Origin of the sequence: Rhizobium sp. CF122, from assembly GCF_000282035.1 — a bacterium.
Classification (GTDB): Bacteria; Pseudomonadota; Alphaproteobacteria; order Rhizobiales; family Rhizobiaceae; genus Rhizobium.
In genome coordinates, this window is sequence record NZ_AKKA01000067.1 from 70,150 (window position 1) to 94,682 (window position 24,533).

General features: G+C 61.3%; 22 protein-coding genes. 13 read left to right on the forward strand and 9 right to left on the reverse strand.

What is annotated here, in order from left to right; all coding sequences use genetic code 11:
• Positions 1-81 precede the first annotated feature (81 nt).
• The 3 genes from PMI09_RS11400 to PMI09_RS11410 are packed head-to-tail and all read left to right on the forward strand — an operon-like array spanning position 82 to position 1,952.
• Positions 82-759 carry an energy-coupling factor ABC transporter ATP-binding protein gene (locus PMI09_RS11400; protein ID WP_007793184.1) on the forward strand — a complete coding sequence of 226 codons (678 nt, stop codon included), beginning with the start codon at positions 82-84 and terminating at the stop codon, positions 757-759.
• Entirely contained in the window at positions 756-1,376 is a 621-nt protein-coding gene (locus tag PMI09_RS11405; RefSeq protein ID WP_007793187.1) for a CbiQ family ECF transporter T component, read from the forward strand. The genes PMI09_RS11400 and PMI09_RS11405 overlap by 4 nt, the downstream gene beginning before the upstream one ends.
• A gap of 12 nt (positions 1,377-1,388) precedes the next feature.
• The gene (locus tag PMI09_RS11410) at positions 1,389-1,952 is read left to right on the forward strand and encodes a biotin transporter BioY (RefSeq protein WP_007793190.1); all 564 of its coding nucleotides are present in this window, start codon (positions 1,389-1,391) and stop codon (positions 1,950-1,952) included.
• On the opposite strand, the gene PMI09_RS11415 is transcribed toward PMI09_RS11410, so the two are convergent.
• Complete coding sequence (locus PMI09_RS11415) at positions 1,949-2,344, reverse strand: acyl-CoA thioesterase (protein WP_037082786.1); 396 nt, start codon at positions 2,342-2,344, stop codon at positions 1,949-1,951. The two genes, PMI09_RS11410 and PMI09_RS11415, sit on opposite strands and share 4 nt — an antisense overlap.
• A gap of 161 nt (positions 2,345-2,505) precedes the next feature.
• Between PMI09_RS11415 and PMI09_RS11420 the strand changes: the two genes are divergently transcribed.
• Together PMI09_RS11420 and PMI09_RS11425 are read left to right on the forward strand one after the other, a co-directional pair.
• Positions 2,506-3,441, forward strand: coding sequence for a histone deacetylase family protein (locus PMI09_RS11420; protein WP_007793196.1), 936 nt, complete (start codon positions 2,506-2,508; stop codon positions 3,439-3,441).
• Between the two features lie 2 nt (positions 3,442-3,443).
• On the forward strand, positions 3,444-3,695 hold the full coding sequence (locus PMI09_RS11425) for an exodeoxyribonuclease VII small subunit (protein WP_007793199.1): 252 nt from the start codon (positions 3,444-3,446) through the stop codon (positions 3,693-3,695).
• Between the two features lie 28 nt (positions 3,696-3,723).
• On the opposite strand, the gene PMI09_RS11430 is transcribed toward PMI09_RS11425, so the two are convergent.
• Positions 3,724-4,224 (reverse strand): hypothetical protein, encoded by a 501-nt coding sequence (locus PMI09_RS11430; protein ID WP_007793201.1) that lies wholly within the window; start codon positions 4,222-4,224, stop codon positions 3,724-3,726.
• 1 nt (position 4,225) lies between these two features.
• Positions 4,226-4,705, reverse strand: a complete 480-nt coding sequence (locus PMI09_RS11435; protein WP_007793204.1) for a hypothetical protein — start codon at positions 4,703-4,705, stop codon at positions 4,226-4,228.
• A 497-nt stretch (positions 4,706-5,202) separates the two neighbouring features.
• On the opposite strand from PMI09_RS11435, the gene PMI09_RS11440 reads away from it, so the two are divergent.
• The 3 genes from PMI09_RS11440 to PMI09_RS11450 all read left to right on the forward strand — a co-directional run bounded on the left by PMI09_RS11440 (position 5,203) and on the right by PMI09_RS11450 (position 9,683).
• Complete coding sequence (locus tag PMI09_RS11440) at positions 5,203-6,126, forward strand: pirin family protein (protein ID WP_007793207.1); 924 nt, start codon at positions 5,203-5,205, stop codon at positions 6,124-6,126.
• A 106-nt stretch (positions 6,127-6,232) separates the two neighbouring features.
• Positions 6,233-8,149 (forward strand): 1-deoxy-D-xylulose-5-phosphate synthase, encoded by a 1,917-nt coding sequence (gene dxs, locus PMI09_RS11445; protein ID WP_007793210.1) that lies wholly within the window; start codon positions 6,233-6,235, stop codon positions 8,147-8,149.
• A gap of 277 nt (positions 8,150-8,426) precedes the next feature.
• A complete protein-coding gene (locus PMI09_RS11450; RefSeq protein WP_007793213.1) occupies positions 8,427-9,683 on the forward strand; it encodes an MFS transporter in 1,257 nt (418 codons plus the stop codon).
• Positions 9,684-9,786: 103 nt separating this feature from the next.
• Here the strand turns inward: PMI09_RS11450 and PMI09_RS11455 are convergent, their stop codons facing one another.
• Entirely contained in the window at positions 9,787-11,727 is a 1,941-nt protein-coding gene (locus PMI09_RS11455) for a methyl-accepting chemotaxis protein (protein WP_007793218.1), read from the reverse strand.
• Between the two features lie 276 nt (positions 11,728-12,003).
• On the opposite strand from PMI09_RS11455, the gene PMI09_RS11460 reads away from it, so the two are divergent.
• The 3 genes from PMI09_RS11460 to PMI09_RS11470 are packed head-to-tail and all read left to right on the forward strand — an operon-like array spanning position 12,004 to position 14,448.
• The gene (locus PMI09_RS11460) at positions 12,004-12,750 is read left to right on the forward strand and encodes a TlyA family RNA methyltransferase (protein ID WP_007793220.1); all 747 of its coding nucleotides are present in this window, start codon (positions 12,004-12,006) and stop codon (positions 12,748-12,750) included.
• Positions 12,747-13,997, forward strand: coding sequence for a class I SAM-dependent RNA methyltransferase (locus tag PMI09_RS11465; RefSeq protein WP_007793223.1), 1,251 nt, complete (start codon positions 12,747-12,749; stop codon positions 13,995-13,997). Before PMI09_RS11460 ends, PMI09_RS11465 begins: the two co-directional genes overlap by 4 nt.
• Positions 13,998-14,055: 58 nt before the next feature.
• Positions 14,056-14,448, forward strand: coding sequence for a VOC family protein (locus PMI09_RS11470; protein WP_007793226.1), 393 nt, complete (start codon positions 14,056-14,058; stop codon positions 14,446-14,448).
• A 190-nt stretch (positions 14,449-14,638) separates the two neighbouring features.
• On the opposite strand, the gene PMI09_RS11475 is transcribed toward PMI09_RS11470, so the two are convergent.
• The 4 genes from PMI09_RS11475 to PMI09_RS11490 all read right to left on the reverse strand — a co-directional run bounded on the left by PMI09_RS11475 (position 14,639) and on the right by PMI09_RS11490 (position 21,577).
• A complete protein-coding gene (locus PMI09_RS11475; protein ID WP_007793228.1) occupies positions 14,639-16,456 on the reverse strand; it encodes a methyl-accepting chemotaxis protein in 1,818 nt (605 codons plus the stop codon).
• 292 nt (positions 16,457-16,748) lie between these two features.
• The gene (gene mcpU, locus PMI09_RS11480) at positions 16,749-18,839 is read right to left on the reverse strand and encodes a methyl-accepting chemotaxis protein McpU (RefSeq protein ID WP_007793231.1); all 2,091 of its coding nucleotides are present in this window, start codon (positions 18,837-18,839) and stop codon (positions 16,749-16,751) included.
• 197 nt (positions 18,840-19,036) lie between these two features.
• Positions 19,037-19,789 carry a crotonase/enoyl-CoA hydratase family protein gene (locus tag PMI09_RS11485; protein ID WP_007793234.1) on the reverse strand — a complete coding sequence of 251 codons (753 nt, stop codon included), beginning with the start codon at positions 19,787-19,789 and terminating at the stop codon, positions 19,037-19,039.
• 9 nt (positions 19,790-19,798) lie between these two features.
• Positions 19,799-21,577 (reverse strand): acyl-CoA dehydrogenase, encoded by a 1,779-nt coding sequence (locus tag PMI09_RS11490; RefSeq protein WP_007793238.1) that lies wholly within the window; start codon positions 21,575-21,577, stop codon positions 19,799-19,801.
• 215 nt (positions 21,578-21,792) lie between these two features.
• On the opposite strand from PMI09_RS11490, the gene PMI09_RS11495 reads away from it, so the two are divergent.
• Entirely contained in the window at positions 21,793-22,788 is a 996-nt protein-coding gene (locus tag PMI09_RS11495) for a transporter (RefSeq protein ID WP_007793241.1), read from the forward strand.
• Positions 22,789-22,840: 52 nt separating this feature from the next.
• On the opposite strand, the gene PMI09_RS11500 is transcribed toward PMI09_RS11495, so the two are convergent.
• Complete coding sequence (locus PMI09_RS11500) at positions 22,841-23,362, reverse strand: BA14K family protein (protein ID WP_007793244.1); 522 nt, start codon at positions 23,360-23,362, stop codon at positions 22,841-22,843.
• Positions 23,363-23,516: 154 nt separating this feature from the next.
• Here PMI09_RS11500 and PMI09_RS11505 point away from each other — a divergent pair, with 154 nt between their 5' ends.
• Entirely contained in the window at positions 23,517-24,506 is a 990-nt protein-coding gene (locus PMI09_RS11505) for a glycoside hydrolase family 25 protein (protein WP_007793248.1), read from the forward strand.
• Positions 24,507-24,533 lie beyond the last annotated feature (27 nt).

Genomic DNA, 24,533 nt, shown 5'->3' on the forward strand with positions numbered 1-24,533 from the left:
AGCCGGCATTCAATGCGAGATTTTGAGCTTTCAAAGCGCGAAATTCGTTATAGAACGGCCTCTCAATTCACGAGGGACCAAGTGGATATCCGTTTCGAAGGCGCAGGGGTCAGCTATGGTGCGCGCGTCGCGCTGGCACCAGTCACGCTGCAGCTCACAGAAAAGCGCGTCGGCATCATCGGCCTCAACGGCTCGGGCAAGACGACCTTTGCGCGTCTCATCAACGGCCTGACCAAGCCGAGCGTCGGGCGCGTGGTCGTCAACGGGCGCGATACCGCCGACGCCAAGGCGATCCTTACCGATGTCGGCTTCATCTTCCAGTCCCCGCAAAACCAGATCATCCTGCCCGTCGTGCGCGACGATATCGCCTTCGGCCTGAAGAGCCGCGGCTACAAACCGGCAGAAATAACAGCCAAGGTGGAGGCGGTCCTGCAGCGTTTCAGCGCCGCCCATCTTGCCGACCGCCGCGCGCACGAGCTTTCGGGCGGGGAGCTCCAACTTGCAGCCCTTTGCTCTGTGCTGGCTACCGGGCCCGACATTCTTATCCTGGACGAACCGACCAACCAGCTGGATCTCAAGAACCGCTGCCTCGTGCAGAGGCTGGTGGAAGGCCTTCCAGAGAACGCAATCGTCATCAGCCACGATCTGGAATTGGTCGCTGATTACGAACGCGTGCTGGTTTTCCACGAAGGCAACCTTGTTGCCGACGCGCCTGCCACAGAAGCGATCCGCCGCTACAAGGAGATCGCCAGCCGATGAAGTCGCTTTTCGTCGAAGGCAACAGCGCCATGCACCGCCTTTCCGCCCGCGCCAAGCTGCTTGCGCTTGCCGCTCTTGGCGTCTTGCTCTTCCTTTCGGCGAACCTCCTGCTGCTTGCCCTGGCAGTGCTCGTAACGGCCACGATCTACTTCAACATCGGCCTCTCGGCGCGGTCAGCGCTTGCGCGCCTGAAGCCGATATTCCTGACCATCCTCGTCGTTGCGCTGTTCAGTCTTGCCTTCAATCCCTGGCATGTTGCGGTCGTCGCATTGCTGCGGCTGACGGCGTTGATGCTGTTTGCTGCCGCCGTGACGGCGACGACAACGATCGCGCAATTCATCGACGAGATTACGCTGCTGGCGCGGCCGCTGGAGCGCCTCGGCCTCCTCCGGGCCGACGATGTCGGCCTCGCTGTCGGCCTTGTCGTCCGCTTTGTTCCCGAGATTCTCGGCCGTTACCAGGCTATCCGCGAGGCGCACGCTGCACGGGGCATCAAGGTGCGACCGACAACAGTGCTCGTGCCACTGATCATTCTGACACTGAGGGATGCGGATAACATTGCCGCGGCGATTGACGCGCGCGGCGTTCGGCGGCATGTCAATTTGAGAACTCGCTAACAGGAGCCCTGCATGAGCACTCGCGACCTCGTTCTCTCCGCTCTCTTTGCGGCCATCATCGTCGCGCTCGGCATTCTGCCGCCGATCACGCTTGGTTTCATTCCGGTACCGATCACCGCGCAGTCGCTCGGCGTGATGATGGCGGGTGTCGTGCTTGGTGCGCGCCGCGGCACGATCGCGGTCCTGATTGTTCTCGTGCTTGTCGCGATCGGCCTTCCGGTCTTGTCAGGCGGCCGCGGCGGGCTTGCCGCTTTCGCCGCACCGACCACCGGCTTCCTCATCGGTTGGGTATTCGCTGCTTTCGTGACCGGCTGCGTCAGCGAGCGGCTGGTCAAATCCGAACAGTCGGCGCTGGTGCAGACAGTCGGCTTTTTCCTTGCCGCAATGATCGGTGGCATCGTGGTTCTCTACGCCTTCGGCATCGTCTATCTGGCGGTCGCCGCCCAGCTTGGCCTCTCCAAGGCCTTCCTCGGCTCGATGGCGTTTATTCCCGGTGACGTCGTCAAGGCGTTCGTTGCGGCTCTTGTCGGCCGCGCGGTCATGGTCGGTTATCCCCTGCTGCCGGTGCGCAGCTAGTCGACGAAACCGTAAAGCCAGTCACGCGTGACCTCCGGAAGCGGGACTGGCGAACGATCTTCGCGTGAGCGTGCCTGCCAGATGATTTCGACCTCCGCAGAGCGCTCATCGCCGATATCGGCCGAAATGATGAAGCCAACCGAACGCACGCCGATCTTGTCGACCGATGCCGTGAACAGGACTCTCTCGTCGTAATGCATCGGCCGATGCAAGATGCAGGTCACCTTGCTGGCGATATAAAGCGGCTCATTCTCCAACCGTGGCCTCGACGACCAGAAGGTGGCCAGCACGGACTCGGCATAGGAAATATAGGAACCCAAAAATACCTGGCCGTTCATGTCGACGTCGCGGAACGGCACATTCATCTCAACGGTGCGCGTGACCTCGTTCATTGATCTTTCTACCAATTTCCCCCTCCCCGGAGACTAGCCGCGAGGTCGACCGAAGTAAACGGGAGGACCTGTGCGAGGAGCAAGGTGCGCGCTTGTTGAAATCGCAGCGTCGAGCCCCATCTGCTGTGGATCATGACGGGAGGTAAAGATAGAGTGATCCTATGAGCACCCGCCTTTACGAGCACCCGATTTTCCTGGAACACGTAACGCCCGCCGGCCATCCCGAACGGTCCGACCGTCTGCGGGCAATCAACGTGGCCCTGGAGCATCCGAATTTCGCTGGGCTTGACCGCAAGCGCGCGCCGCAAGCCGCCGAAGAGGCCGTGCTGCTTGCCCATCCCGAAGAGCACCTGCTTTCGGTCCTGCGCCAGGTGCCGGAAGAGGATGGCGAAATCAATCAGCTCGAAGCCGATACCTATGCCAGCAGAAAGAGCTTCGAAGCGGCACTGACGGGAATCGGCGGCGCGATGGCCGCTGTCGATGACGTCTTCACCGGCAAGGCGGACAACGTCTTCGTTGCTGCCCGCCCGCCCGGCCATCATGCCGAAAAATCGAGGGCGATGGGCTTCTGCTTCTTCAACAATGCCGCGATCGCCGCCCGTCATGCGCAGAAGGTGCACGGCGCCGAGCGCGTGGCGATCGTCGACTGGGACGTGCACCACGGCAACGGCACGCAGGATATCTTCTGGGACGATCCTTCCGTGCTCTTCTGCTCGACGCACCAGATGCCGCTTTATCCCGGCACCGGCGCCAAGGACGAGAGCGGTAAGCACGGCACCATTGTCAACGCGCCACTGTCTCCGAACGTCGGCAGTGATCACTTCCGCGAGGCATTCAAATCGCGCGTGCTGCCGGCGCTGTTCGATTTCCGTCCGGACCTGATCATCATCTCGGCCGGCTTCGACGCGCATCACCGCGATCCGCTGGCGCAGATCAATCTCGTCGGCGAAGATTTCGACTGGGCAACCGGGCGCTTGCTCGAGGTGGCCGACAAAAGTGCCGGAAACCGGGTCGTCAGCCTGCTGGAAGGCGGCTATGATCTCGAAGGCCTCGCCGAATCGGCCGGCCTGCATATTCTCAGAATGATGAAGGGTTGAGTATGACTGACAGCGCCAAGCCGGAGGTTTCCGGTCTTTCCTTCGAGAAGGCTGTTGCCGAACTCGAAAGCATCGTGGCCCGGCTGGAACGCGGCGACGTGGCGCTGGACGAATCCATCGAGATCTATGAGCGCGGCGAGGCGCTGAAGAAGCATTGCGAAACGCTGCTGTCGGCCGCCGAAAACCGCATCGAAAAGATCCGCCTCGACCGCGCCGGCAAGCCGCAGGGCGTCGAGCCGCTGGACGGGCAGTGATCGTTCGACCACCGCCATTGCACGCGGACTATTTCTCCAGACTGATCATCACGTAGGCTTCGCCGCCTTTCCTGTCATGCATGAAGACGAAGCGATGGCCCTGAATGGTGCCGGTAAATGGCACTCCCGCCTTGTTTCCCTGCGGCGGCGCATCTGCGAACTCGGCGATGGTGCGCAGAAACTGCGCATGAAGGGTGGGATTCGAGCGGTTGGGGCTCGTGACTGCGCATTCCCGCTTCAGCTTGACCTGAACGGATATAGAATCGTCGCTGGTCATGCCGATGTTCGAATCGCCAAGCTTGGTGGTTTCCTTCACGCCGTAGCGCTTTGCCTTGGTAAGGGCCGAGGCGAAGGATGGCGCGGAGCGCAAGCAAACATCCTTGAATGCGGCAATGGCGATATCCGTTCCCCTGATCCCGGCGGCGGGTGCAGCCATGCCCGCCTGCGGGAGCGCAATGCCCGCAACAAGCGTCATTGCAAGAAGGGCAGATGCCGCTTTGGGCGTTGCCGTTATGAACATAATCGTCATACTATTGTTTCTCCGTTGTTTTTTTATTTTCTGGAAGCAAGAGGCCGTCATAGGCTGAAAATTTCCTGTAGGTAATGCGGGCATAGATTTCCGGCAGGTTCCGCTTGATGACCTCCCTGAACGGTTGGGGCGCCTCCGATCCCACAAGACGGGCCGTCTCGTTCTTGAAGAAGACGCCGCTCGAACCCGTCGAGACGATATCGATGATGCCGGCATCGACGATTTCGCCCTTTCCGATCACGATAGAATTATCGCCTAGAATTGGAATTTGCGGATTCGAGCCCTTTACACCGAGCAATCCGACATTTCCAAACAAGGTGACGATGTAGCGCCCGGGCTCAATTGGCCGGAAAGACGTGCGGATGTCTTCGACGGCCGTTGCCTTGGCGATCGCTGGCAGGTTCAGCGTAAGCATCTGCATCGAAAGCTTGGCAAACTCCTTCAGGGCCTTGTCGCCATAGAGACCGGTGGGCTGTCCCAACTCGACAAAAGGACCCGGATCGATCCTGCCATCGACGATCTTCTGGAGGGCGGACCTGACCTCTCTGGCAATAAGTCCCGTTCAATGAGACACGAACGACGGCTGCGGCACCTTTCTCCTGAACCATGGAGTTCGCGCGCTTGCCGGCCTCCTTTGCGCTCTCGTTCATTTCCAGCGAATTCGGATTTGTCCCGCAGGAGGAGAGAGCTACTCCCACTGCCAAGAGACCGGCTGTTGCGCTCGTCTTTCTAACCTTACGCCTTTGATTATATTGCATATACGACAATATTCCCGCTGTTCAAAACACCTCTTTTGCTGGCAGGTATTTCAAAATGAAACAAGGCATCCCGGCCGTTCCGGCAGCAAAGTCTGCTGGTCGGTGAAGAAACGCTTTATACTATCGAACGGATTATATCGGCTGTGCCGCATTGCCGGCCGCCGCTTGCCTCTGCGCCGCTTGCGGTTAAGGTGTTGCTACTCTGATCGGAGACCCGCTCATGTCCTTCTTCCCCGGTAAAGACCCCCTGCCCGGCGACGCCTTCAGTTGCGACGCGATCGAGAACCTCATCATCCCGCGCACCAGCGATATCGGCGGTTTCGAGGTGCGGCGAGCGCTGCCGACGCGGCAGCGGCGGCTCGTCGGGCCGTTCATCTTCTTCGACCGCATGGGGCCGGCGATCCTGAAGCCGAACGAGGCCCTGGACGTACGGCCGCATCCGCATATCGGGCTGTCGACGGTCACCTACCTCTTCGACGGCGAGATCCGGCATCGGGACAGCCTCGGCACCGAAAAGGTCATTCGCCCCGGCGACATCAACCTGATGACGGCAGGACGCGGCATCGTGCATTCCGAGCGCACGCCCGACAACTTGCGCGGCCATCCGCTGTTGATGTCGGGCCTGCAGACATGGCTTGCCCTGCCCGACGACAAGGAGGAGATTAATCCCTCCTTTGCACACACCGAAAAGAGCGACATGCCCGTGATCGACGAACGTGGCGTGCGCGGACGCGTCGTCATCGGATCGTTCGAGGGAATGTCCTCGCCGGTGAAGGTGTTCTCGGACACGCTCTATGCCGATATCAGTCTCGAGGCCGGCGTAAAGTTTCCCTTCGCTGCGGGACACGAGGAGCGGGCGGCCTACGTGCTGTCAGGCGAAGTCGTGATATCGGGCGATAGATTTGCCGCCGATCAGCTCCTCGTCTTCCGCCCCGGCGATGCGATCACGCTCGAAGCAGGCAGAGAGGGCTGCCATCTGATGCTGTTCGGTGGAGCGGCACTGAACTCGAAGCGCTACATCTGGTGGAACTTCGTTTCGTCCTCGAAAGAGCGCATCGAAAAGGCAAAAGAAGAGTGGCGGACCGGCAAGTTCGACATCGTTCCGGGGGACGAAGAAGAATTCATACCTTTGCCGGAAGGCTGATCTCCTCTAGAAAGGAGTTTCAGCCGTTCTTGAAATCGACTTTTTTCACCGCAATTTATGGCTTAAAGGCATCCTGCCCAAGAATGACAAGAAAGAGCGCCCACCCGTGACACAACCGCCGAAGACGCCGCTGCTGGACAAGGTTACCTATCCGGCCGACCTCCGACAGCTGGAGGATCGCGACCTGCCGCAGCTTGCGCGCGAGGTGCGGGATGAAATGATCGACGCGGTGTCACGCACCGGCGGCCATCTCGGCGCGGGCCTCGGCGTGGTGGAGCTGACGATTGCGATCCACAGCGTCTTTAATACGCCGGAAGATCGGCTGATCTTCGATGTCGGACACCAGTGCTATCCGCACAAGATTCTGACCGGACGACGCGACCGCATCCGCACGCTGCGCCAGGAAGACGGACTTTCCGGTTTCACGCGGCGCGCTGAAAGCGAATACGATCCCTTTGGCGCCGCTCATTCTTCGACGTCGATTTCCGCCGGCCTCGGCATGGCGGTTGCCTCGGAGCTCGACAAGACCGACCGCCGCGTGATCGCGGTGATCGGCGACGGCGCGATGTCGGCCGGCATGGCCTATGAGGCCTTGAACAACGCTGGCGCACTCGATGCCCGGCTGATCGTCATCCTCAACGACAACGACATGTCGATTGCGCCGCCGACCGGCGCGATGAGCGCCTATCTCGCGCGCCTAGCCTCCGGCCGCACCTACATGGGCTTCCGTGATTTCGGCAAGAAACTGACGGCCTACCTTGGTAAGAACGTCGATCGCGCCATCACCCGCGCGGTCGAGCATGCCCGCGGCTATGTGACTGGCGGGACCATGTTCGAAGAGATGGGCTTCTATCATATCGGTCCGATCGACGGTCATTCCTTCGAGCACCTGCTGCCGGTGCTGCGCAATGTACGAGACAATGCGGAAGGTCCGGTTCTGATCCATGTCGTGACGCAGAAGGGCAAGGGCTATGCGCCGGCGGAGGCTGCAGCCGACAAATACCACGGCGTCAACAAGTTCGACGTCATCACCGGGGCGCAGGCGAAGGTGAAGCCGAACGCACCGAGCTACACGAGTGTTTTCGCCGAAGCGCTGGTGCAGGAAGCGGAGCTCGACGACAAGATCGTCGGCATCACCGCCGCCATGCCCAACGGTACCGGGCTCGACAAGCTCGCAAGCGTCTTCCCGTCGCGGTGCTTCGATGTCGGCATCGCCGAACAGCATGCGGTGACCTTTGCGGCGGGCCTCGCAGCCGAGGGCTTCAAGCCGTTCGCCGCCCTCTACTCGACCTTCCTGCAGCGTGCATACGACCAGGTCGTCCACGACGTTGCGATCCAGGGGCTGCCGGTTCGCTTCCCCATCGATCGCGCCGGCTTTGTCGGCGCCGATGGCCCGACCCATGCAGGTTCGTTCGATACGACCTTCCTGGCCACCCTGCCCGGCTTCGTGGTCATGGCGGCGGCGGATGAGGCCGAACTGAAACACATGGTGCGAACCGCAGCGGCCTATGATGCCGGTCCGATCTCGTTCCGATATCCGCGCGGCGAAGGCGTCGGCATCGAAATGCCTGCCCGCGGCGAGATCCTGCAGATCGGCAAGGGCCGCGTCGTCAAGGAAGGCTCTAAGGTGGCGCTGCTTTCCTTCGGCACCCGCCTCGCCGACTGTCTACTTGCGGCAGAGGATCTGGATGCAGCCGGCCTTTCGACGACGGTTGCCGATGCGCGCTTTGCCAAGCCGCTGGATCACGAACTGATCCGCCAGCTTGCCCGCCACCACGAAATCCTGATCACCGTCGAGGAAGGTGCAATCGGTGGCTTCGGCAGCCAGGTCATCCAGTTCCTGGCGATGGACGGTCTCCTCGACAACGGCCTGAAGATCCGCTCGCTTGTCATGCCCGACGTGTGGATGGAACAGGCAAAGCCGGAAGTAATGAATGCCCACGCAGGCCTCGACCGTGCAGGGATCGTCTCGACGGTGTTCAAGGCGCTTGGCCGTGGCCTGGCTGTCGGCGTCGCAGGCTAGACTCCTGCATCCTTGCCGGCACGAAATGGCGGCCTGACGCACAGGCCGTCTCTGCCTGCCTGCATTGACGACAGGCAAATTTCTCTCTAGCCGTAACGATCATGAAAATCGCAATGGTTCTCATCGTGGTGATAGAGCGCATGGGCGGGATGGCATAGCCATCCGGCGAAAGCACCCATGCGCGGTAAGCAGGCTCCTGACGGGGCCTTTTTTATGGCTGGAGTTCAGCGCGCCTCGTCAGGCTTTCACCATCTCCCACGGAAAAGAGACCAACGCCATGACGGGCCACAATCCCATTGACACTTCGAGCACACCAAGGACCCGGAAAACCGTAGTCCCTTCCACTGCTAGCCCGCCGCGGCTGACGACCCTCATCCTGCTCTCGGCGATCGCCGTGCTGCCGGTGAACGCGATCCTGCCGTCGCTACCGCATATTGCCGCGACGTTCCGAGCTGATTTCGCACTCGTCAACCTCGCGGTTGCCGGCTACGCGATCGCCACCGCCTTGACGAACCTCGTCGCGGGTGCAATCTCGGATCGATACGGACGCAGGCCGGTAGCATTAATTGCGATTTCGATATTCATCGCCGCGTCTGTTGGCTGCGCGCTCGCGACCAATATTGGCGTCTTCCTTCTGTTTCGGGCGATGCAAGCGTCCATAGCGACCTGCTTTTCCATCGCGCTCGTCGTCATCAAGGAAACGTCGGCCGAACGCAAAGCGGCGAGCAAGTTGGGTTATCTGGCCATGGGATGGGCGATCGCACCGATGCTCGGTCCGCTGTTTGGCGGGTTTCTGGACGAGTTGTTCGGATGGCGGGCAATCTTCGTCGTCTTCGCGATCCTTGGTGCGGCAGCACTCGCCTTGTCTATCAGCGAGCTGAAAGAGACTGCTGCGATCTTTTCCGGCGCAAGGGCCAACTACCTCGCCTCCTATGGCCAGCTACTGCATTCGGCACGGTTCTGGACGTACACCCTGTGCATGACCTTCTCCATGGGCACACTTTACATCTTCCTTGGAGGCGCACCGTTGGCGATCGGTAAATCGCTTGATGGGTCAACAGCGGCACTGGGCCTCTACATGGGAATGATCCCCGCAGGCTTTATCCTGGGCAGCTATTTGGCTGGCCGCTACGCCTCCAGACTTCCGCTCGGCACCATGCTTGTTCTCGCGCGTCTGCTGACGTGCATGGGGCTGTTGGTCGGTTTGAGCCTGTCGATGTCGGGAAATACCCACATCCTGGCATTCTTTGGGCCTTGCGTGTTCATCGGCATCGGCAACGGGCTGACCATGCCTGCCGCCAACACCGGCGTGCTTTCGGTGCATGTGGAACTCGCCGGAACTGCCGCAGGGCTGGCCGCTGCGATGTCGATCGCCGGTGGAGCGCTTGTCGTCGCGATTGCCGGTGTGTTTGTCGCGCAGTTAGCAACAGTCGATGCGCTCTTCGGGGCGATGCTGATATCGGCATCGCTCGCAATGTTGGCAGCGCTCTGCGCAGCTTTTCTGGATCGACCTATTGCCGAACCAAATTCCTAGCGGGAGTGGTCTCCAAGCGGTCCGATAGCGGGAGTGTCCCCACCCCATTGAAAGGGCGACCCGATCAAGCCGCCCTTCTTTTTCGTTCGAATGAGCCTGCGTCTCAGAACTCGGTCCAGTCTTCCTTGACGGCTGCGGCGGTTGCCGCCTTGCCGCCGAAGGCGCTGGCGACACGGCTGGTCAGGACACGAGCCGGAGAGGCGACCGGACGCGATGCGGCGTGGGCGGGAGCGGCGCGCGAGGCTGCCGCGACGACATTGTTGCCGAGATTGAACTGCTGCAGCAGATCGTCGAGGGCGCCGGCCTCCTGCGCGAGCGAATGGCTGGCCGCCGTCTGCTCTTCGACCATGGCCGCATTCTGCTGCGTACCCTGATCCATGTTGTTGACGGCCGTGTTGATCTCCTGCAGGCCGATCGACTGTTCGCGCGTTGCGGTGACGATGGCGCCGACATGCTTGTTGATCTCCTGGACGGCGCCGACGATCTCGGCCAGCGCCTTGCCGGTTTCGTCGACGAGCGAGACGCCGGCATTGACCTGCGTGCCCGACGTGTTGATCAGCGCCTTGATCTCCTTGGCGGCGTTCGCCGAGCGCTGCGCCAGCTCACGCACTTCCTGCGCGACGACGGCAAAGCCCTTGCCCGCCTCACCGGCACGTGCCGCTTCGACGCCGGCATTCAGCGCCAAAAGGTTGGTTTGGAAGGCGATGTCGTCGATCACGCCGATGATATTGCTGATCTCACCGGAGGACTTTTCGATCTCCTGCATCGCAGAGACGGCCTTGCGGACGACATCGCCGGACTTCTCGGCGCCGAGGCGCGTGCGCTCGACCAGCTGGCCGACATCCTCGGCCCGCTTGGCGGAGTCGCGAACGGTGGTTGTGACCTCTTCGAGCGCTGCTGCGGTTTCCTCGACGGCAGCCGCCTGCTGCTCGGTCCGACGTGCGAGATCGTCGGCAGCCGATCGGATCTCGCCGGCGCCGGCATTGATCGCGGAAGCATTGCGGCCGACGGACTGGAGGGCGCCCTGCAGCTTCTCGACGGCGTTGTTGAAGTCGCTGCGCAGGCGATCGAATTGCGATGCGAACGGCGTCGTGATGCGAACGGCGACGTTGCCGTTGGCGAGATCGGAAAGACCGCCGGCAAGGCCTTCGATGGCAAAGCGAAGTTCGGTTTCCTCGCGGGCCTTCTGTTCGTCGCTCGCCTGACGCTGACGCTCGGCGTCGCTACGCATGCGGTCTGTCTCGCCGGACAGGCGAAGCTTCTCGATCGCCGCATCCTTGAAGACCAGAACCGACTGGGCCATGCGGCCGACTTCGTCCTGGCGGTCCAGGGCCGGAACGTCGATGTTGTTCTGACCGCCGGCAAGGCGTCCCATCGCCGAGGTCATGCCGACGATCGGGCGAACGATGCTGCGCGACAGCATCCAGGCAAGAAGGACGGCGGCAAAAGCGGCAGCGATGCCGCCGGTCAGCAGCGTGGCACGGAGATCACTGCCGGCATCTGCCTGCAGAGCCGCAAGCGCGTTCGACTCATCGCGCGCGGCAGCCTTGATCTTGGCGGACGCCTGACGGAACCCGTCGAGCTGGCCCTTTGTTTCGTTGACGCCGATCTTGACGATCTGGTCGATCGGCATGTCGGTTTCCTTGCGAGCCTTGGACTGCGGTTCGGCAAGCTCGTGGAAATAGAGATCGGCGGCCTTCTGCATACCGTCGATCTGCTGGATGAAATCACTGTTGCCGGCTGCGGTTTCGCGTGCAGCGGCGATCGCCTTCAGCATGCGCTCGCGGTTGGCAAAGATGTCACCATAGGTGCTGTCGCTGCGGAACAGCAGGAAGCCGCGCAGGTTCACCGCCTGTTCGAGCATGGCCTGCAGCGCGTCATCGATCTGGTTGACCAGACGCTCGGACTTCTTCTGCTGCTCTGAAGCGGCGGAAACGGCGCCTGCTTTCGAGTAGACAAAGGCGGAAACGGACAGAAAGACAAGGATCAGCACTGCGAATGTCGCAGCGAGCTTACCATTCAAGGACATGTTTCTAGCAAACATCAGTCAATCTCTCCTGACGGCCTGCGGCCATGGGGAAACGGCACGCCAAGGCATGCCCGGAAAATTCGGCGGATGGGAACATGATCGGCAAATTGGGAGGTGGGCCATCATGGCGGGAAGCAGCTTCACAAGCCGCTGCAATCCGCCCGACCCTATGACGGCAGACTTTAAATTTGCTTAAGTTTGTGCGACGCGGCGAACGTCGCGAGCGAGACACGGAAGCGTTTCTGGAACAAAAGGCTTGCAAGGCTTGGCTTTGCCCTGCAAGGACAGCGCATGTCAGATCAGAACACACAACGCCTCGACCAGCTTCTTGTCAGCCTTGGTCTCTTCGCCAGCCGGTCCCGCGCGCGCGATGCCGTGCAGCGCGGCACCGTGAAGGTCGGCGGTAAGGTGGTGACGAAGGCCGGCGCACTATTTGGCGAGGATGCCGCCATCGAGATCGACGATCCGGCGCAGGACTATGTCTCGCGCGCTGCGTTGAAGCTGGCAGCTGCGCTGGATCACTTCAAGCTCGATCCGTCGGGGCATCGCTGTCTCGATGTCGGTGCTTCGACCGGCGGCTTCACGGAAGTCCTGCTGGCGCGCGGTGCGGCACACGTCACCGCGATCGATGTCGGGCATGGCCAGATGCATCCGCGCATATCGAACGATCCTCGCGTGACCAACATCGAAGGCCTGAACGCCCGCAACCTGACGGCCGAGGATATCGGGCACCCGATCACCTTCATTGTGTCGGACGTTTCCTTCATCTCGCTGAAGCTAGCGCTGGCCCCTGCCCTCGACCTTGCGGAAAAGGGAGCCATCGCTGCTCTCCTCGTCAAGCCGCAATTCGAAGCCGGGCGCGATGCGATCGGCAAAGGCGGGCTTCTCAAGGACCCGTCTTCGGCGCCTGATGTCGCAGCCGAACTCGAGCGTTGGTTCGTCGAAGATATGGACTGGAACAGCCTTGGCCTCATCCCCTCCCCGATCGCCGGCGGCGACGGGAACCAGGAATTTCTACTCGCAGGAACGAAACCTTGAGCACGCAAACAGTTACGATCGAAAAGCTCGGCGCCCAAGGCGACGGGATCGTGCATGCAGACGGCGCGCCGATCTACGTGCCCTTCACTCTGCCCGGCGAAACCGTCGCCATCGCGCGCGTTAAAAACCATGGCACGCTGATGTCCATCGCGACCCCATCAGGCGATCGTCAGGACCCGCCCTGCCGCCATTTCGGCCCGGACGGAATGAACGGCACCTGTGGCGGCTGCAGCCTGCAGCACATGAACGATGCGGCCTACCGCCGCTTCAAGCGGCAACTCGTCGTCGATGCGCTGAAATCGAAGGGGCTAACGTCCGACGTTGCCGACCTCGTCGCCGCTCATCCCGGCGAGCGCCGACGCGTCGTCTTCGCCGCGCGGCGAACCGAGAAGGACATGCTGATCGGCTTCAATCAGGCCGAAAGCCACCACATCGTCGCCATCGAGGAATGTCCCATCTCGTCGGCGGGCATCATGGCCAGGCTGCCGGCGATCAAGGCGATTGGTGCAGCACTTGCCAATAGCGCCGAAGCGTTCCGCATCACCGTATTGGAGACCCTGTCGGGCCTCGATCTTGCGGTCGACGGCATCAAGAAGCTCTCCGACCAGCAGCGTCGCAAGGCAATTGAGACTGTGCTTTCCCTTCGCGGCATCGCCCGCGTCTCGCTCAACGACGAGATTCTCGTCGAACCATCCAAGCCGATCGTCGACTTCGGCGGCGTCAATGTCGTTCCGCCACCCGGTAGTTTCACGCAGGCGACCAAGCCGGCGGAAGATGCGATGGCGGAACTCGTTCTGGCGCATGTCGGCAAGGCGAAACGCATCGCCGATCTCTTTGCCGGTGCCGGCACGTTTTCACTTCGCCTTGCCCGGGTCGGTCGCGTGCATGCGGTCGAGAGCGAGGACAAGCCACTGGCGGCGCTAGATCATGCCGCTCGCAACACGCAGGGCCTCAAGCCAGTCAGCGTCGAGAAACGGGACCTCTTCCGCCGGCCATTGATGACCTCGGAGCTGAAAGTCTACGACGCTGTGGTCTTCGATCCGCCGCGCGCCGGGGCAGAGTTTCAGTGCAAGGAATTGGCGCGCTCGAACGTCAAGAAGATTGTGGCGGTCAGCTGCAATCCCGTGACGCTCGCCCGCGATCTCGCTCTTCTTGTCGAGGGAGGCTATCGCATCACCGGTGTGACGCCGATCGATCAGTTCCTGTGGACGCCGCATGTCGAGGTCGTGGCGACGCTGGAGAAATAAGAGGTTGCCCTGCGAGCACGGCGAATCTCAACGGTCTTGAGCATCCCGAAGGAATTCGATGCGTTTTATCAATCCCATCCCTTTCGTCCGCGACATAAATCGCTCCAAGGAATTCTACCGCAAAACACTTGGCCTGCAGATTTTGGAGGACTTCGGAAACTTCGTCCTTTTCGAGACTGGCTTTGCGATCCATGATGGAAGGTCGCTTGAACAAACGATCTGGCGGCAATCGCCTGTTACTGAAGAACCCTATGGGCGAAGAAACTTGCTTTTGTATTTTGAACATGAGGATGTCGATGCGGCCTTCGAAAGCATCGCACCGCATGTCGAGCTGATCCATCCTGTCGAACGCCAAACATGGGGGCAAAGGGTCTTCCGTTTTTATGACCCTGACAGGCATGCGATCGAAATCGGGGAGCCTCAAAATCTTGGGCCTCCCAGCCATTCGTAGAGGTCCTGATCCTCGCAATAATAAGATCGCCGGTTCTGGCTCACGACTACTTCCGTCGCAAGTCCCTGACTTGGGTATTCCAGAGTCAGTTAAAGGCCCGCGTTTCTGAACTTACCCCATAAAGTTGGACAACAACCTTCGGGGGTCAGTTCAGATCGTGCGGGCCTTTTCGTTCCGAGCTTTGCTTGCCTCAGGCGGCGCGACGACTGTACGCAGCAGCCTGGGATGCTTGGAGGTTGAACTGGCCAAGCAACTGCATCAGCTTTGCCGCCTCCTGCGCCAGCCCGTGGCTTGCCGCCGTCTGCTCCTCGACCATGGCGGCATTCTGCTGAGTGCCCTGGTCCATGGTGTTGACGGCCGTGTTGATCTCCGCAAGTCCGGTCGACTGTTCGCGGGTCGCGGTGACGATCGCATCGACGTGGCGGCTGATTTCCTGAACCTGACCGACGATCGCCTGCAGCACCTTGCCGGTGTCGCCGACGAGCGTGACGCCCGAGCGGACCTGATCGTTGGAGGCGCTGATCAGGCTCTCGATTTCCTTGGCGGCCTTAGCCGAACGCTGTGCCAGTTCGCGTACTTCCTGCGCGACGACGGCAAAGCCCTTGCCGGCTTCACCGGCACGTGCAGCCTCCACGCCGGCGTTCAGCGCCAGCAGATTGGTCTGGAAGGCGATGTCATCGATCACGCCGATGATGTTGGCGATCTTCTGCGACGACTGCTCAATTTCGGTCATCGCGGAAACCGCCTTGCGAACGATGTTGCCGGATTCTTCCGCGCCGTTACGGGTACGAGTGACAAGCGTGCCGGCTTCCTCTGCGCGACGTGCGGTGTCCTTGACGGTCGTCGTGATCTCCTCGAGTGCTGCTGCGGTTTCCTCGATGGAGGCCGCCTGCTGCTCCGTACGGTGGGCTAGGCCGTCCGCCGCGGTGCGGATCTCTCCGGCACCTGCGTCGATCGCGTGAGCATTGTCACCGACCTCCTGAAGGACGGCCCGCAACTTGGCGACGGAGGCATTGAAATCACTGCGCAGCCGATCGAGGTGATCGGCAAAAGGTGTTTCGATCGTCCGCGTGAGATCACCTTCCGAGAGCGCGCCCAGCGCCTCGGCAAGCGCACTAACGGCATTCTGGATCTCGGTGGCTTCGCGGGCCTTCGAGGCTTCGTTGCGAAAGCGCTCTTGCTGAGCCTGTTCGCGGGTATGCTCGGCGGTGCGTTCGAGGTCGAGGCGTGCGAAGGAATTGTCGCGGAAGACAGCAACGGCCGCCGCCATGTCGCCGATCTCGTCCTTGCACCCGGCATAAGGGACGGCGGCGTCGAGATCGCCGTCCGCCAGACGGGCCATGCGGGCGGCGATCGTCGAGATCGGCAGCGAGACGCGCTTCCACGCGAGGAAGGCGGCCGCGACGGCGACGGCAAGCGCGACGACGAGGCCACCGACGATCGACAGGACGCCTGCGTGGTAATTGCCGGCAGCGGCAGAAAGCGCCGCATCCGTCGACTGGCGATCCTTTGCGAGCATTCCGTCGACGAGGGTCTGGATGTTGTTGGCGGACATCGAGAGTTCGCCGCGATAGAGGATATTCGCCTGGCTGCGTTTGCTGTCGAGTGCCAGCGCGATGATCTTGTCGGCAAGTGCCGCATCGTTGGCCAGCGCCTTCTGCAGCCGACCGAAATTCTGGTTCATGTAGTCGCTCTTCGGCTGCTTGTCGAAGGCGTCAATCGCCGTGGTGAGACGCTGGCGGCGGGCCTTCAGTGTCGTCTCGGCGTTGCGGAAATCCGTCTTGCCCGTTGCAAGGAGATAGTCGGCGTAGCTGCGGCGAACGTCGTTCAGCGTCGTGACGATCGCGTGGAGCCGCTCGGTGTTCGGAATGTTCTGCACGCCGATCTGCCGGGTGTTGGCTTCCAGATTGGTCAGCGAGAAGGCCGCGATCGCACCCTGTACCAAGGCAATGACAACAAGAGACAGGAAGAGAAGTGGAAGGAGCGTTTTTATCTTCAGTTTGGACATGGAGCGGTCTCATACGGCCACAGTGACAAGGCCCAACCGATCAGGATCGATCGCCTGCGCGTCACTCGCCTTGGTGATATCGGGAAACGGTACGGACGATATCCGTCCTGCGTCATGCATTGGATCTCACTAGAGACGAGGATCCGTAAGATTTGATTAAAAGTAATATTTTTTAATCATCGCTGGTCGCCGCCTCCACGACCCGGCAAGCGCTTTCCCTTGCAGTCGCGGCCTCCCAACGAAAACGCCCGCGACGAGCGCGAGCGTTCTGATTTCACAGGATTGAAATCTATCAGGCGGCGCGACGGCCGTATGATGCAACAGCTTGCGATGCGGCCTGCAGATTGAATTGGGCAAGCAGCTGCATCAGCTTTGCTGCTTCCTGCGCCAGCCCGTGACTTGCTGCCGTCTGCTCCTCGACCATGGCGGCATTCTGCTGCGTGCCCTGGTCCATCGTGTTGACCGCAGTGTTGATCTCGGCCAGTCCGGTCGACTGCTCGCGGGTTGCCGTGACTATCGCATCGACGTGGCGGTTGATTTCCTGGACCTGGCCGACGATCGTCTCCAGCGCCTTGCCGGTATCACCGACGAGCGTCACGCCGGAGCGAACTTGATCGTTCGAGGCGGTGATCAGGCTTTCGATTTCCTTGGCGGCCTTAGCCGAACGCTGTGCCAGTTCGCGTACTTCCTGAGCCACAACAGCAAATCCCTTGCCGGCTTCACCTGCACGGGCTGCTTCGACGCCGGCGTTCAGCGCCAACAGGTTGGTCTGGAAGGCGATATCATCGATGACACCGATGATGTTTGCGATCTTCTGCGACGACTGTTCGATCTCGGTCATCGCCGAAACAGCCTTGCGAACGATATTGCCCGACTCTTCTGCACCGTTGCGGGTACGGGAGACGAGATTGCCGGCTTCCTCGGCGCGTCGAGCCGTGTCCTTGACCGTCGTCGTAATCTCCTCGAGTGCAGCTGCCGTTTCCTCGACCGAAGCTGCCTGCTGCTCGGTGCGGCGGGCAAGGCCGTCCACGGCGGTGCGGATTTCGCTGGCGCCGGCATCGATGGCATGAGCGTTGTTGCCGACGGCATGCAGGGCACCGTGGAGCTTGGTGACGGCCGTGTTGAAGTCATTGCGAAGGCGGTCGAGGTGTGGTGCAAATGGCGTCTCGATGCGATGCGCAAGGTTGCCGTCCGACAGCGCATCTAGGGCGCTGGCAAGCGCGTCGACTGCATCGCGGATTTCCGCTGCTTCGCGGTTCTTCTGCTGCTCGCGTTCCCGGCCTTCGCGCTCGGTGAGTGTGCGGCCGGTTTCAGCTTCGCCCTCCAGACGCTGGCGATCGATCGCGTTCTTCTTGAAGACGGCAACGGCCTCGGCCATCGAACCGATCTGGTCACGGCGCTGTTCGCCGGGAATGGCGACCAACAGATCACCCGCCGCGAGTTTCTGCATCGCGGCGGTCATATCCGTCACAGGACGGATCACGAGGCCATGCAGCAGCCACGCCATGGCGGCGATCATCAGGCCGACGGCGAGAACCGTGGCAATCGTTGCGGCAATGCGGAATTCGTTCAATGACGCGAAGGCGGCATCGCTGTCGACGACGAAGCCGAGATACCATTCTACCGAGGGCAGACCTGCGACCGGCATGAAGCTGACAAGGACATCCTTGCCGGCAAACTCAGTCGGGGCCAGCCCCGCTTTAATCGCCGGCGTCTCAGCCGGAAATGCGTCGGCGAGCGTCTTTGTCACCAGCTTCGCGTCCGGATGGATCAGAATCTGTCCGCTCTTGTTGACGAGGAAGGCCGTGCCCTTACCGCCGAGATCGATCTCCTTGATCATGTCCACCATGGTCTTCAGCGAGAAGTCGCTGCCGACGACGCCGGCCAGTTTGCCAATGTGGCTGACAGGAACAGCGGAACTGATGATGAGATCGCCGCTCGACGCATCGACATATGGTTCGGTCATGACGGCCGCGTTGGCCTTGACTGCGTCCTGATACCAAGGGCGCTTGCGCGGATCATAGCCGTCCGGCATCGGCAGCTTCGGCCACATGGTGAAGACGCCCTGCTCGTCGCCGAAATAGGTGCTGACGAACTGGCTCGTCAGAACATCATTCTGGAGCACGGCTTCGACGCCTTTCTGATCCGTGGCGCGGCCGATGGCGTTAGCGACCATCGCGGTCAGCGTCACACGCCCGTTCATCCAGTTGGCCAGGCTGTTGGCTGCCTGCTCACCGGAGGAGCTGATGTTGGCTTCGATCGCGGCGGTCGCGGTGCTCCGCTCGACGGAATTGATGTAATAGGAAAAGGCGGCAAAGGCCGCGAGAACAACGGCAGACGCGGCAACGAGGATGCGCGTCATCAAGTTCGTCTTCTTTTTCAAGGGTTTTCCTTTTGTGAGCGGTCCCGCGCCGTACTTGACGAAACGCGGGCTACTCGATGCGCAGGCAATGGGCAAAGCTGAACAAAGCACCTCATGCGCCCGGACAGCTGCGACATCTGCGCGCCGTCACGCCCCTAATATTAGAGGGGTATTTAAAACAGGCTTAAAATCTAACAAAAATTCAAATAATTCCGACGTCAGCGCCGCATGAAGGCTTCGAAGGCGGCCCTCGCTTCGGCGCTGTGCAGGCGATCGAAGAAGTGGCGCGCCTCGTCATCGATGCGGGCAATGATCTCATCGCGGTCGCCGCGGATCAGGTTGCGAGCGATCTTCAGCGCTTCCGGCGGTTTGGCCGCGAGTTTGGCGGCGGTGGCCAGTGTCGTGGCTTCGACCTCGTCGGGCGCGCAGACCTTCCAGACAAGTCCTGCCTCCCGTGCTTCCTCGCCGGAGAAGCCCTCGCCCGCTGCCAGCAGCGCGAAGGCGCGCTGGTGTCCCATGATGCGCGGCGCAAGCAGGCTGGATCCCGCCTCCGGAACGAGCGCCAGATCGACGAACGGTGTGCGGAACTGGCTGCGCGCTGAAGCGATGGTCAGGTCGCAATGCATGTGCATTGTGGTTCCGATCCCGATCGCCAAGCCGTCCACGCCGGAGACGATCGGCTTTTCGGACCGGACCATGGCATAGAGGAACTCAACGATCTCCCGCGGCATGGCGCCACCCATGGCGGCGGCCAGGAAATCACCCAGGTCGTTGCCTGCGGAAAAGCAGCCTTCGGTGCCGAGAAAGGCCGTTGCCCGGATCTCCGTGTCGCGGTTGGCGGCGATCAGCGCGTCCGCCATCGTCCGATACATCGCCCGGGTGATGGCATTTTTCTTTTCCGGCCTGTTGATGCGGATGATCTGGATGCCGGGGTGGGCTGTATCCTGCTCGACGATGACCTGGTCTGTCATGATGGCTCCTCAGACAAGAACGATTTTGGCGGCTGCAAGACTTGCGGCACCACTGATGACGCTGTCTTTCAGCGCAGCAATTTCGGAAAGAAGATTCTCCGCGGCAAAGCGGCAGAGCGCGATGCGCTTCTCGGAGCCACCATCGGGCGACTGCGCGAGCCCGCCCTTGGCAAGGTAGCAACCGGTCAGGACAAGGCCGAAGAGGCGCTGATAGGGTGTTGCACCGGCCAAAGCCTCGGCCGTCTTGCCATCGCGCAACTGCGCCAGCAACCAGTCCGTCGCTTCGCTGAGGTCGGTTGTGGCTGCGTCGAGCCGGTTTGCGGTCGCACCAAAGCCTTCGAGGTTGGAGTGGCGGACCTGGTCGGCAATCTGCTTCAGCTCGGCAATGAGCCCGTGTACCTGCTCGCCGTTGGAAAGCGTCAGCTTGCGGGTGACAAGGTCGATCGCTTGGATGCCGTTGGTGCCTTCGTAGATCGGCGCGATACGTGCATCGCGTAGGTAGCGCGCAGCTCCGGTTTCCTCGATGAAGCCCATGCCGCCGTGCACCTGAATGCCGAGCGAAGCCACGTCGACTCCAACATCGGTGGAAAAGGACTTGGCGATAGGTGTCAGCAGCGCAGCGCGCTCCTGCCAGTGCGGCTTGGCGTCGGTCGCGCGATGCGACATGTCGATGGCGTGCGCGCAGGCGTAGGAAATCGCGCGGGCGCCCTGTGTCAGCGCCTTCATCGTCAGGAGCATACGGGTGACATCCGGGTGCTCGATGATCGGGCTCATACCGCCGCCCGTCCAGCCCGGCGCCTTACCCTGAGTACGCTCCTTCGCATAGGCAATCGCCTTCTGCGTCGCCGCCTCGGCGATTGCCACGCCCTGCATGCCGACGGCAAGCCTGGCGTTGTTCATCATCGTGAACATGCAGGCGAGGCCCTTGTTTTCCTCGCCGACCAGCCAGCCGATCGCACCCTTCCCTTCACCGAACTTGCCATCGCCATAGATCATGGTGCAGGTCGGCGAGCCGTGGATGCCGAGCTTGTGCTCCAGCGAATGGGCAAAGAGATCGTTGCGGGCGCCGAGCGATCCATCCGGATTGACAAGGAACTTCGGCACGAGGAACAGCGAGATGCCCCGCGTTCCGGCCGGTGCATCCGGCAGGCGGGCGAGCACCAGGTGAACGATGTTGTCGGCGGCGTCGTGTTCGCCCCAAGTGATGAAGATTTTCTGGCCGAAGACGCGGTAGGTGCCATCGTCCCGACGCTCCGCGCGGGTCTTGAGCACACCGAGGTCGGAGCCGGCATGCGGCTCCGTCAGGTTCATCGTGCCGGTCCATTCACCGGAAACGAGCTTTGCAAGGTATATATTCTTGAGTTCGTCCGAGGCATGGCTGCTGATGGCCTCGATCGCGCCCATGGTGAGTGTCGGGCAGAGCGCGAATGCCATCGATCCGGAATTCCACATCTCGAGCGCCGCGACGTTCAGCATGTGGGGCAGCCCCTGCCCGCCGAACTCCTCAGGTGCGGTCAGGCCGTTCCAGCCGCCGGCAATCCAGTTCTGATAGAGGTCGCGCCAACCATCCGGCGTCACCACCTTGCCATCGACGAGGCGCGAGCCCTGGCGGTCGCCGATTTCGGCGAGCGGTGCCACTTCATCCGTCGCGAACCGCCCTGCTTCGTGAAGGATGGCGTCAACGAGATCTTCGCCGAGATCGCCAAGCAAACCGGCCTCGATTGCACTGCCCAAGCCGGCCACATGCTTCAGTGTAAACGAAATCTGTTCGACGGGCGCCTTGTACATCAGTGATCTCCTCGCATCCCTGGCCGCCAAGCGAAACGGCCTTCGACCTCTCCGTGGGCAGAGCTAATTGATTTTTACGTAAACGTCAATTTCAAACTTTCCGGTGGCTATGCGCGGGGAGTAAGGGCTGTCTGCACTATTGTGCACTTGCACAAACAACCGTCATAGAGAATCTCTAAGGACACAGACCGCCATCGCAAGAGGACCGGCGCACCATGGATACCTTGCCTGCCAACATACCGGGACTCGTGTGGGCCTACCGCTTTCCGCCGGATGGCGGCAGGGCGACACGCCTTGCAAACAGCGCGCCGCAGGCGGAACTCACGAACGGCGGCGGCTTCTACTGGCTGCACCTCAATCTCGCCGATGCCCGCGTTCCCGGCCTGCTCGATACGATCGAGGGCCTGAACGACGATGCCAAGGCGGCGTTGATAACGCGCGACACGCATGCCGCGATCACCGTCGACGAACAGATGCTCTACGGCACGCTCGTGGATTGTCAGCGCGAGTTCGATCACGAGACGGCTGACCTCGGCTGGCTGCATTTTGCGATATCCGATCGCTTCATCATCACCACGCGTCTGCAGCCGCTGCGCAGCATCGAGCGCGCTCGGGCGCTGGTCGAGAAGAACCCGACAAAGTTCGAACGTCCCGTCGACCTGTTCGAGACCCTGGTGATCGAATTCCAGCGCACGCTGCTCTCGATCGTCATGGAGATGACGGATGAACTCAACGTTATCGAGGATTTCGTCTACGACAACACGCCGCGTGACGAACGCCGGCGGCTGGCGCCGGTCAGGCGCACAGTCGTCAGACTGCACAGGCACCTGAGAACGGTTCTCGCCCTGATGCGCCGGGCCGCGGCCTCGCACGACGACGAAATGCCGTTCGGCTTCGAAGACGTCGCGGGACGACTCACAAGCCGTCTCGAAACGGTCGATCACGATATTTATGCCCTGCAGGACCGCGCGCGTCTGCTGCATGAAGAAATCGATTCGAAGCTGTCCTCCGAGACCAACCGGCACCTCTACATTCTGTCGATCATGACGGCCTTCCTGCTGCCGCCGACGCTGGTGACGGGTTTCTTCGGCATGAACACGACGAACCTGCCCTTTGCCGAAGGCAGCGGAGGGACGGAATACGCGTTCGCCCTCATCATCGCTTCGATCCTGTTGGCCTGGTGGCTGCTGAAGCGCGTTCGCATTCTTTGAATGAAGAAAGCCCAGCATCGATGCCGGGCCTTGAGACGCAAGCCTGTTTCATTCAGTAGTACGGTGAAATGCACTGCTGGCGCGGGCCGTTGTACGGCTGGAAGGTGTTGTCGTAGACGCGATAGGAGCGGTAGCGCGCTTCGCACCAGGCCACGTGGCTCGACGCAAGCGGAGCCGCCGGAGGAGCGACATAGGTCGGCTGCGAGGCGATCGCGCCGCCGATCACTGCGCCGGCACCGAAGGCAGCCAGCGGGAACCAGTATCCATTGTAGTAGCGGTAGCCGTTTCGGTAATAGGGATAGCCGCGGTAGCCGCCATACCAGCCGGGCCGGTAGGCTGGGCGAGACATTGGATAATAACCTTGGCGAGAACCGGGATAGTAGCCCGGCCGGTATCCGGGGCGAAAACCGGGGCGGCAATGGGGGCCGCGGCAATACTGCACGTTCTGGACGTCACCAGACTTTTCGACCTGCGGCAAAGCCGGCATCTGCATTGCCTGCGAAGGCACAAGGCCACTGGCGAGCGTCACGAACGATATGGCGGCAATCGCTATCTTCTTAAAAAATCCACTCATGGAACCTCGGTTCCCAGTTGGAATACGCGCGCATGATAACGCGAAGGCTATGAAACCGTTCCAATGATCCGTTTTCATGCCGTTGATGCGACTTTCCGTTTTTAAGCGATCGCGGATTAACTGGACATTAACCGCCTTTCACCAGGCTCATTCCATGAAGCGATCCTGGAGAAATCTTCTGCTTCGCCTGGTGGTTCCGGCGCTTGTCGTGGGGGCTCCGTCTCAGGCTGCGGCCACGAACATCCCTCCCTGGAAGAACCCCAACAACGCGCTCGTCATCGATGCCTACGAGCTGAACACGATCGATTGGGATTCGCTGCTTTCCGACAAGCGTATCGCCGCCTTTGTCTCGAAGGCCTCCGACGGACTTCCGGAAAGCTTCTCCTGCACCGGCGATCATGCCGGGGACACGGTTGCGCATTGCAAGACCATGTGGCGCAAGTATGCGGTGAGCCGCGAGCTCTTTCAGACGCGACGGCTCGTTGCCCGGGCGGCCGGCCTGCTGTGGGGCTCCTATCACCTTGCACGGCCGGGTAATCCGGTCGACCAAGCCAACCATTTCCTCGATTATGCCGACCCCAAGGACGACGAGATGATGGTCCTCGATCTGGAAGGCATCGATCCGCAGCAGTTCATGTCGCTGGAGGACGCGCAGATTTTCGCAGGCCATATCAGGGCGCGAACCGGACGCTATCCGGTTCTTTACACCAATCACAACACTGCCCGTTACATCGCCGCCTACCGCAACGACTATCCGGTGCTGGCACGCCTGCCGATCTGGTATGCGCGATACAAGCCCGACGTGAAGGGCGTGTTCCCGATGGGAAACTGGGACAACTACCTGATGTGGCAGTTCTCGTCCGGAACGAACTGCAGCAAGCGCCGCTGCCCCTACCGCGTGCCGGGCACCCTGACCGATATCGATGTCAACGTCGCGCCGATGAGCCGGGCGGAGCTCGCAAAGATGTGGGCGCGCGGCAACCTCCTGCCTGCGCGCGAGCCCGACCCGCCGCTCATCCTTGCCAAGATCGAGATGGAGCCGCGCGGAAAGCCTGCTATGGACACCCCCGCCATTGCACCGGACCCTATCGTCACCTCCTCGATACCGCAGAGCGAAGTGGCCCGTACCCGCCGCGACTTCTGAGGAGCCCTCCTCAAAAAAGACCCCGCC

Bases quoted from the DNA above. Each gene is read 5' to 3' on its own strand.
- PMI09_RS11485 (WP_007793234.1), bottom strand. From the start codon at position 19,789: ATGACAGACCAGGTCATCGTCGAGCAGGATACAGCCCACCCCGGCATC.
- PMI09_RS11505 (WP_007793248.1), top strand. From the start codon at position 23,517: ATGAAGCGATCCTGGAGAAATCTTCTGCTTCGCCTGGTGGTTCCGGCG.
- PMI09_RS11500 (WP_007793244.1), bottom strand. From the start codon at position 23,362: ATGAGTGGATTTTTTAAGAAGATAGCGATTGCCGCCATATCGTTCGTG.
- PMI09_RS11455 (WP_007793218.1), bottom strand. From the start codon at position 11,727: ATGTTTGCTAGAAACATGTCCTTGAATGGTAAGCTCGCTGCGACATTC.
- PMI09_RS11440 (WP_007793207.1), top strand. From the start codon at position 5,203: ATGTCCTTCTTCCCCGGTAAAGACCCCCTGCCCGGCGACGCCTTCAGT.
- PMI09_RS11460 (WP_007793220.1), top strand. From the start codon at position 12,004: ATGTCAGATCAGAACACACAACGCCTCGACCAGCTTCTTGTCAGCCTT.
- PMI09_RS11450 (WP_007793213.1), top strand. From the start codon at position 8,427: ATGACGGGCCACAATCCCATTGACACTTCGAGCACACCAAGGACCCGG.
- PMI09_RS11410 (WP_007793190.1), top strand. From the start codon at position 1,389: ATGAGCACTCGCGACCTCGTTCTCTCCGCTCTCTTTGCGGCCATCATC.
- PMI09_RS11490 (WP_007793238.1), bottom strand. From the start codon at position 21,577: ATGTACAAGGCGCCCGTCGAACAGATTTCGTTTACACTGAAGCATGTG.
- PMI09_RS11475 (WP_007793228.1), bottom strand. From the start codon at position 16,456: ATGTCCAAACTGAAGATAAAAACGCTCCTTCCACTTCTCTTCCTGTCT.
- PMI09_RS11425 (WP_007793199.1), top strand. From the start codon at position 3,444: ATGACTGACAGCGCCAAGCCGGAGGTTTCCGGTCTTTCCTTCGAGAAG.
- PMI09_RS11415 (WP_037082786.1), bottom strand. From the start codon at position 2,344: ATGAACGAGGTCACGCGCACCGTTGAGATGAATGTGCCGTTCCGCGAC.
- PMI09_RS11405 (WP_007793187.1), top strand. From the start codon at position 756: ATGAAGTCGCTTTTCGTCGAAGGCAACAGCGCCATGCACCGCCTTTCC.
- PMI09_RS11495 (WP_007793241.1), top strand. From the start codon at position 21,793: ATGGATACCTTGCCTGCCAACATACCGGGACTCGTGTGGGCCTACCGC.
- PMI09_RS11430 (WP_007793201.1), bottom strand. From the start codon at position 4,224: ATGACGATTATGTTCATAACGGCAACGCCCAAAGCGGCATCTGCCCTT.
- PMI09_RS11420 (WP_007793196.1), top strand. From the start codon at position 2,506: ATGAGCACCCGCCTTTACGAGCACCCGATTTTCCTGGAACACGTAACG.
- PMI09_RS11470 (WP_007793226.1), top strand. From the start codon at position 14,056: ATGCGTTTTATCAATCCCATCCCTTTCGTCCGCGACATAAATCGCTCC.